This is a genomic window from Priestia sp. SIMBA_032, from assembly GCF_046535215.1.
Lineage (GTDB): Bacteria > Bacillota > Bacilli > Bacillales > Bacillaceae_H > Priestia > Priestia aryabhattai.
Genome location: NZ_JAWRXD010000025.1, coordinates 42,090 through 49,298, shown reverse-complemented (window position 1 = coordinate 49,298; position 7,209 = coordinate 42,090). Strand labels below are relative to the sequence as shown.

The window sequence follows — 7,209 nt, the reverse complement described above, 5'->3', positions numbered from 1 at the left end:
CTTTAGCGCCAATGGTAGTTGGGACTTTGTCCCTGTGAGAGTAGGACGTTGCCAGGCACCTGAAAAAGGACTAGCTAAAATAGCTAGTCCTTTTTTTATTATTCACAGAGTATAAGCTATCTACATAAAATGGGGTAAATGAACTGCATAAAGAAGTTACATTTTGTCGATACTTATTTAGTGGAGGTGGAGAGTAATGGAAAAACAAATTAAAACATGTTCCGTTTGTCATGAACAGCATACAAAGGGTATTGAGGTGTTTTCCAGCTTTATATGCCAACACTGCGAGGTAGAGATTGTAGAGGTGGATTCATCTCATTTTCGTTATCAATTGTTAGTAGATCAATTAAAGAGAATATCAGGAGCGTTTTCTTACTAAAAGCCCTTTTTTATAAGGGCTTCTTTATATGGCTCAAAAAAATCATCTAAGTTTGTTATAATGAAAGAAAAATGAATGTTAATAGGAAAAATACTTACATATTCTTTTATCAAGTTAACAATGTTATATTTACAAAAAGTAAGGAATGGATGTATGGATACATATTTACCTTTATATAACCGTTTAGTAAGGCATAGTGAAAAGAGGTCACTCTCTTACCACGTGCCCGGCCATAAAAATGGTCAAATTCTACCTTCACATATTCAGTCTTCTTACGCAGATTTTTTGCAATACGATCTAACAGAAATTAGCGGATTAGATGATTTACATGAAGCAGAATCTGTTATTAAAGAAGCACAAGAGTTAACGGCAAAGCTGTATGGAGTAGATGAAAGCTTTTTTTTAGTTAATGGTTCTACTGTAGGCAATCTCGCAGCAATTTTATCTCTTTGTCAAGAAGGAGATAAAATTGCTGTTCAGAGAGATTCTCATAAATCTATTTTTAATGCTATTGCTCTATCAAAGGCATCACCTATTTTTTTAGCTCCTGAAATAGATTCAAAAACACATCTTAGTACAGGTGTATCCATTGAAACAATTAAAGCGGCTTTAGAGCGTTCTGAGGATATAAAAGCATTTGTATTAACAAATCCTACTTACTACGGGGTGGCACGAGATTTAAAGGAGACCATTGACTTTATTCATAGCTACAATATTCCTATAGTTATTGATGAAGCTCATGGAGCCCATTTTATTTTAGGAGATCCTTTTCCTTCTTCAGCTGTTACGTATGGAGCCGACCTTGTCATTCAGTCAGCACATAAAACGCTGCCAGCTATGACAATGGGTTCCTATTTACATATGCAAGGAACATTAGTAAATAAGCAAGCGGTGCAGCATTACCTACAAGTACTGCAGTCAAGCAGTCCTTCATACCCTATTATGGCTTCTCTGGATGTGGCACGGTATTATCTGCAACAGTTTACACAGCATGATATCGATAGAATGACTGACAATATTCATTCGTTTGTTGAAAAAATTAATAAGATTGATACACTTTCAACTATTGATGTGGAAACAGATCAAACTGCTACCGACCTTTTGAAAATGACATTGACTTGTTCGGCGGCAACAGGATATCATTTGCAAAAGGAACTGGAAAAGCAAGATATTTATACAGAACTAGCTGACGTTAACTACGTATTGTTTGTTCTACCGTTAAGCAGCAGTTGGGATTTTAATGATACAATTAAGCGGGTTAGACAAGCAGTAGCGAATATACAGCGTAAGTCATATGAAAAACCACTAATCAAACCATTTCGTTTTTCAAGAGCAACGGTTCTCCTGTCTATGGAAGAAAGAAAATTAAGGACAAAGCATATGTGTTCGTTTGAAGAAGCGATTGGGTGTGTAAGCGCACAATCTATTATTCCATATCCTCCTGGAATTCCTATTTTAATGGAGGGAGAAACGATTACGAGCAATCATATTGACTATATTTTGCACATTCAAAGGTTAAATGGTCATGTTCAAGGCGGCTCTTGTATGGGAGAAGGAAAGATAGAAGTATTTAAATAGAGAAAGGAATTTATACATGTCAGGAACGTTTATTACATTCGAAGGGCCAGAGGGTGCTGGCAAGACAACCATCATTCATATGGTTCAACAAAAATTAATACAAGATGGTTATAACATTGTATTAACAAGAGAGCCTGGAGGCATACGAATTGCTGAACAAATTCGTGAAATCATCTTAAATCCATCGAACACGGAAATGGATGCCAGAACCGAAGCACTCCTTTACGCTGCGGCTAGGAGACAACATCTTGTAGAAAAAGTGATTCCTGAGCTAAATAAAGGGAATATAGTATTATGTGACCGTTTTATTGATAGCTCACTTGCTTATCAAGGAAATGCGCGGGGTATAGGTGTAGAAGATATTTTTGCTATCAATCAATTTGCTATTGAGCAAACAATGCCACAGGCCACTTTATATTTTGATATTGAGCCTGAGGTAGGATTAGAAAGAATTAATAAAGGTCGAAAAGATGAAATTAATCGATTAGATTTAGAATCCTTAGACTTTCATTACAAAGTACGAGATGGATATTTATCTCTTTTGAGTGAATTTCCAGAACGTATTCGCCGAATTGATGCAAATCAATCCGTTGAAAAAGTCTGTGCCGAAGCTTATAAACAGATACAATCGATTTTAAAATAAATACACATGATCGTTATTCTTGCTATACTATTCTTAACAAAAAAGTAAAATGAGGTGTTATTCATGAAATTAGTAATGGCTGTTATTCAAGATTCAGATAGCTCAAAGCTTTTAAATGCACTTGTGGAAAGAGGGTTTCGTTCAACCAAATTATCAAGTACGGGCGGATTTTTAAAATCAGGGAATACAACAATTATGATTGGTACAGATGATCATAAAGTAGATGAAGTACTTGAAATTATTAAGGGCCAATGTGAAAATCGCAGACAGATGATTTCTCCTGTGGCACCGATGGGCGGTAATGCAGATTCATACATTCCGTACCCTGTTGAAGTTGAAGTGGGCGGAGCTACAGTATTCGTACTACCAGTAGATCAATTTCATCAATTTTAAGAGAGAAGATTTTAAATAGAAAGTGATGATTGAATGGGAAACACATGGGAACAGCTTGAAGATCTTCAGCCGAACGTATTAAAGATTTTGCAAAACAGCTTACTTAAAGAGCGAGTTGCTCATGCCTATTTATTTGAAGGAAGCAAAGGAACAGGTAAAAAACAAATTAGTTTTTTGTTTGCTAAAGCACTGTTTTGCCAAAATCCAGTTAATCATAGGCCCTGCCATGAGTGCAGTAATTGCCGGCGAATTGATTCAGGTAATCATCCAGATATTCACTTGATTGAGCCAGCTGGTTTATCGATTAAAAAAGAACAAATTCAATTCTTGCAATCAGAATTCACAAAAACCGGTGTTGAATCTAATAAAAAGTTATATATTGTGAATCATGTTGATAAAATGACAGTAAGCGCAGCAAATAGTTTACTGAAATTTTTAGAAGAGCCTGGCAACGGGACTTATGCAATTTTATTAACAGAAAATATACATCGCTTATTAGATACGATTATCTCACGTTGCCAAGTAATATCATTTCGATCTCTTACACCAGAACAGTTAGCTGAAAAACTAGTAGAAAATGGCCTTTCCGCAGTAGATGCGTCCATCTTGTCTAATTTAACAAACAGCATTGATGAAGCAATTGGACTAAGTAAAGATGAATGGTTTGGACTTGCAATAAAGTTAGTGATACAATTATATGAAGTGTTAACAACAAGACCTCAACAAGCTCTTCTTTTTATTCATGAAAAGTGGGTAACACATTTTAAAGAAAAAGAACAAGCTCATATTGGTTTAACTTTATTGATGCTTCTTTATCGTGATTTGTTGACGCTGCAAGTTGGACAAGAGTCTAAAATCGTCTATCGTCATAAAATAGAAGAATTAAAACAGCAAGCTCTTCAGACAACGCAGGAAAAAGCGATTTATCGCTTAGAGGTTATCTTGAAGGCCAAAAATAAATTAAATTCAAATATGAATCTACAGTTATTAATGGAACAGCTGGTGTTGGATTTGCAGGAGGGATAAAAGCTTGTATGATGTAGTAGGCGTTCGCTTTAAAAAAGCGGGAAAAATATATTATTTTGACCCTGGAGAACTTACAATTCCAGATGGTGAGTTTGTTATTGTAGAAACAGTTCGTGGTGTTGAATTTGGCAGAGTGGTTATTAACAAAAAGCAAGTAAGTGAAAACGATGTCGTACTTCCTTTGAAAAAAGTAATCCGCATTGCCGAACAAAAAGACAGGCTGATTGTGGATGAAAATAAACAAGCTGCTAGAGAAGCGTATGACGTATGCGTGCAAAAAATTCAATCACACGATTTAGATATGAAGTTAGTAGATGTAGAATATACGTTTGATCGTAATAAAGTCATTTTTTATTTTACAGCAGACGGCCGTATTGATTTTAGAGAGTTAGTTAAAGATTTAGCTGCTATTTTCCGTACGCGAATTGAGCTTCGTCAAATTGGTGTACGAGACGAGGCAAAACTGTTGGGCGGGATAGGTCCTTGTGGACGTATGCTATGTTGCTCAACGTTTTTAGGTGATTTTGAGCCGGTTTCTATTAAGATGGCCAAAGATCAAAACCTATCGCTTAATCCAACGAAAATTTCTGGTTTATGCGGACGTTTGATGTGTTGTTTAAAATATGAAAATGATGAGTATGAAACGGCAAAAGAACAGCTTCCTGATATAGGCTCAACAATTAAAACTTCAGATGGTTCAGGACGTGTAGTGGGTTTGAATATTTTGGAAAGAATTATTCAAGTGGAACTGTCAGATCACGAACAAATTTTAGAGTATACTCTGGATGAGATCAATAATGAAGGTGCTGTTTCGTTTCAAGCCACAGATTAACGAGGTGGGCAAAGGTGGATAAAAAAGAGATTTTTGATTCGGTGACAAACATGGAGGAACAAATCGGTCATTTATATAAGCAGTTAGGTGAATTGAAAGAGCATCTTGCTGAGCTAATTGAAGAAAATCATCATCTGCAAATAGAAAATGATCATTTGCGCCGTCGCCTTGACCAGACAAACTTCGAAACGAAGCTGAAAAATAGACATTCAAAAGCAAGCGCTCAAACAAAGGAGCAAAAACAAATTGATATCGGAGAAGGATATGACAATTTGGCTCGCCTTTACCAAGAGGGTTTTCATATTTGTAACATTCATTATGGAAGTGTGCGTAAAGATGGAGACTGTTTGTTTTGCTTGTCATTTTTAAATAAAAAGTAACAACACCTCTCCCTTTTGGAGAGGTTCTTTTTATGAGTAAAAGATGTAAATAATAGATGTACAAGGAGAAGAACGATTATGTTTGAGTTATATGGAGATGAACGTTTAGATTATCTATTAGCCGATGAGGAAATGCGCATTATTCAAAGTCCGTCTGTCTTTTCCTTTTCATTGGATGCTGTGCTTTTATCTCACTTTGCTTATGTCCCAATTCGTAAAGGCAACTTGGTTGATTTATGTTCAGGAAACGGTGTAATCCCACTGTTTTTATCTAAACGAACAAAGGGAAAAATCATTGGTGTAGAAATTCAAGAGCGGCTACACAGTATGGCACAAAGAAGTATTGCGTATAATCAGCTGGATGGGCAGATTAAAATGATACAGGGTGATTTAAAACATGCACCTCAAGAACTGGGTTATGGAAAATATGATGTTGTAACATGCAATCCTCCTTACTTCACCACATCCAATAAAGAAGAGATAAATGAAAACGAACACTTTGCAATCGCTCGCCACGAAATTCATTGTTCGTTGGAAGATGTGATTAGAGCCAGCAGTCAACTAGTGAAACAAGGCGGAAAAGTGGCATTAGTTCACCGTCCAGGAAGACTATTAGATATCGTTACGTTAATGAGGCAATACCGTTTAGAGCCAAAAAGACTTCAGTTTGTTTATCCTAAAGATGGGAAAGAAGCAAATACACTTTTAATTGAAGGTACGAAGGATGGAAGTCCAGATTTGAAGATTCTTCCTCCGCTGGTGGTCTACCAAGATAACGATGAATACACCGATGAATTAAAAAGGATTTTATATGGAACAAAATAATCATTATTTTTACGTAGTTGAATGCAAGGACTGCACGTATTACGCTGGTTACACGAATAATTTGCAAAAACGTATTTCTGCCCATAATGAAGGAAAAGGGGCAAAATATACGAGAGCAAGAAGGCCTGTTTCTTTAATTTGGCATGAGGTGTTTACTTCTAAAACAGAAGCTATGCAAAAAGAGTATTGGTTCAAACAGTTAAGCAGAGTACAAAAACAGGCTTATATTCGAAGGGAGCAAGAAAAGCAGAATGAAATCACAAAAAAGTTATGATGTATCGAATGAACGAGGCGTTTTATATTTAGTTCCTACTCCTATTGGAAACTTAGAGGATATGACATTTCGTGCGATTCGAATTTTAAAAGAAGTTGATTATATTGCCGCAGAAGATACGAGACAAACGAAAAAACTATGTAACCACTTTGAGATCGATACGCCTATTACAAGTTATCATGAACATAATAAGCATACAAAAAGTGAACAGCTGTTAAGCGACTTAGACAGTGAAAAAAATATTGCTTTAGTAAGCGATGCGGGTATGCCTTGTATTTCAGATCCTGGTTATGAGTTAGTGGTAGCTGCCGTTAAAGAAGGATATACGGTTGTTCCGCTACCGGGGCCTAACGCAGCATTAACAGCTTTAATTGCTTCTGGTTTACCTACGGGGCAGTTTTATTTTTATGGATTTTTAAACAGAAATAAAAAGCAGCGTAAAGAACAGCTTCAAGAGCTTCAGTATATTAAGGAAAGCATGATATTTTATGAAGCCCCTCATCGATTAAAAGAAACGCTAAAGAGTATAGAAGAAATTTTAGGGAACCGATCTATTGTGTTATGTAGAGAGTTAACAAAACGCTATGAAGAATTTTTAAGAGGAAGCGTATTAGAAGCAATTGAATGGACAAATGCCACAGATATTAGAGGCGAATTCTGCTTAATTCTTGAAGGGACAAGTGAAGAAGCGCCAGATGAAAGCAATCTATGGTGGGAACAGCTCACCATTATCGAGCACGTTGATCACTATGTAGAAGAAGGACTTTCAAACAAAGAAGCTATTAAGCAAGTGGCAAAAGATCGAGATGTATCAAAACGAGACATTTATAGTGAATATCACGTACATTAAAAAAAGCTGTCTATCATAGACAGCTTTTC

10 protein-coding genes are annotated in these 7,209 nt (G+C 36.1%); all 10 read left to right on the top strand.

The features are described from left to right. Positions 1 to 196: 196 nt before the first annotated feature. The 10 genes from SB717_RS29840 (at position 197) to rsmI (ending at position 7,180) form a co-directional block, all read left to right on the top strand. Entirely contained in the window at positions 197 to 379 is a 183-nt protein-coding gene (locus tag SB717_RS29840; RefSeq protein WP_013054842.1) for a sigma factor G inhibitor Gin, read from the top strand. Between the two features lie 153 nt (positions 380 to 532). Next, on the top strand, positions 533 to 1,957 hold the full coding sequence (locus SB717_RS29835) for an aminotransferase class I/II-fold pyridoxal phosphate-dependent enzyme (protein WP_410906195.1): 1,425 nt from the start codon (positions 533 to 535) through the stop codon (positions 1,955 to 1,957). Positions 1,958 to 1,973: 16 nt separating this feature from the next. Continuing rightward, complete coding sequence (tmk, locus tag SB717_RS29830) at positions 1,974 to 2,600, top strand: dTMP kinase (RefSeq protein ID WP_074683605.1); 627 nt, start codon at positions 1,974 to 1,976, stop codon at positions 2,598 to 2,600. A gap of 63 nt (positions 2,601 to 2,663) precedes the next feature. Beyond that, positions 2,664 to 2,993, top strand: a complete 330-nt coding sequence (locus tag SB717_RS29825) for a cyclic-di-AMP receptor (protein WP_074683602.1) — start codon at positions 2,664 to 2,666, stop codon at positions 2,991 to 2,993. 33 nt (positions 2,994 to 3,026) lie between these two features. Then, entirely contained in the window at positions 3,027 to 4,019 is a 993-nt protein-coding gene (gene holB, locus SB717_RS29820) for a DNA polymerase III subunit delta' (protein WP_410906193.1), read from the top strand. A gap of 4 nt (positions 4,020 to 4,023) precedes the next feature. Beyond that, positions 4,024 to 4,851 carry a PSP1 domain-containing protein gene (locus SB717_RS29815; RefSeq protein ID WP_028410357.1) on the top strand — a complete coding sequence of 276 codons (828 nt, stop codon included), beginning with the start codon at positions 4,024 to 4,026 and terminating at the stop codon, positions 4,849 to 4,851. A gap of 14 nt (positions 4,852 to 4,865) precedes the next feature. Beyond that, entirely contained in the window at positions 4,866 to 5,231 is a 366-nt protein-coding gene (gene yabA / locus SB717_RS29810; RefSeq protein ID WP_013054848.1) for a DNA replication initiation control protein YabA, read from the top strand. Positions 5,232 to 5,309: 78 nt separating this feature from the next. Next, a complete protein-coding gene (locus tag SB717_RS29805) occupies positions 5,310 to 6,056 on the top strand; it encodes a tRNA1(Val) (adenine(37)-N6)-methyltransferase (protein WP_410906191.1) in 747 nt (248 codons plus the stop codon). Then, complete coding sequence (locus SB717_RS29800) at positions 6,043 to 6,330, top strand: GIY-YIG nuclease family protein (RefSeq protein WP_074683594.1); 288 nt, start codon at positions 6,043 to 6,045, stop codon at positions 6,328 to 6,330. Before SB717_RS29805 ends, SB717_RS29800 begins: the two co-directional genes overlap by 14 nt. Further along, positions 6,308 to 7,180 carry a 16S rRNA (cytidine(1402)-2'-O)-methyltransferase gene (gene rsmI, locus SB717_RS29795; RefSeq protein WP_144647132.1) on the top strand — a complete coding sequence of 291 codons (873 nt, stop codon included), beginning with the start codon at positions 6,308 to 6,310 and terminating at the stop codon, positions 7,178 to 7,180. The genes SB717_RS29800 and rsmI overlap by 23 nt, the downstream gene beginning before the upstream one ends. The last annotated feature ends 29 nt before the right edge of the window (positions 7,181 to 7,209 follow it).

What these genes read in the sequence shown, in the direction of transcription:
- SB717_RS29840 (WP_013054842.1), top strand. Translation starts at nt 197, where the DNA reads ATGGAAAAACAAATTAAAACATGTTCCGTTTGTCATGAACAGCATACA.
- SB717_RS29835 (WP_410906195.1), top strand. Translation starts at nt 533, where the DNA reads ATGGATACATATTTACCTTTATATAACCGTTTAGTAAGGCATAGTGAA.
- tmk (WP_074683605.1), top strand. Translation starts at nt 1,974, where the DNA reads ATGTCAGGAACGTTTATTACATTCGAAGGGCCAGAGGGTGCTGGCAAG.
- SB717_RS29825 (WP_074683602.1), top strand. Translation starts at nt 2,664, where the DNA reads ATGAAATTAGTAATGGCTGTTATTCAAGATTCAGATAGCTCAAAGCTT.
- holB (WP_410906193.1), top strand. Translation starts at nt 3,027, where the DNA reads ATGGGAAACACATGGGAACAGCTTGAAGATCTTCAGCCGAACGTATTA.
- SB717_RS29805 (WP_410906191.1), top strand. Translation starts at nt 5,310, where the DNA reads ATGTTTGAGTTATATGGAGATGAACGTTTAGATTATCTATTAGCCGAT.
- SB717_RS29800 (WP_074683594.1), top strand. Translation starts at nt 6,043, where the DNA reads ATGGAACAAAATAATCATTATTTTTACGTAGTTGAATGCAAGGACTGC.
- rsmI (WP_144647132.1), top strand. Translation starts at nt 6,308, where the DNA reads ATGAAATCACAAAAAAGTTATGATGTATCGAATGAACGAGGCGTTTTA.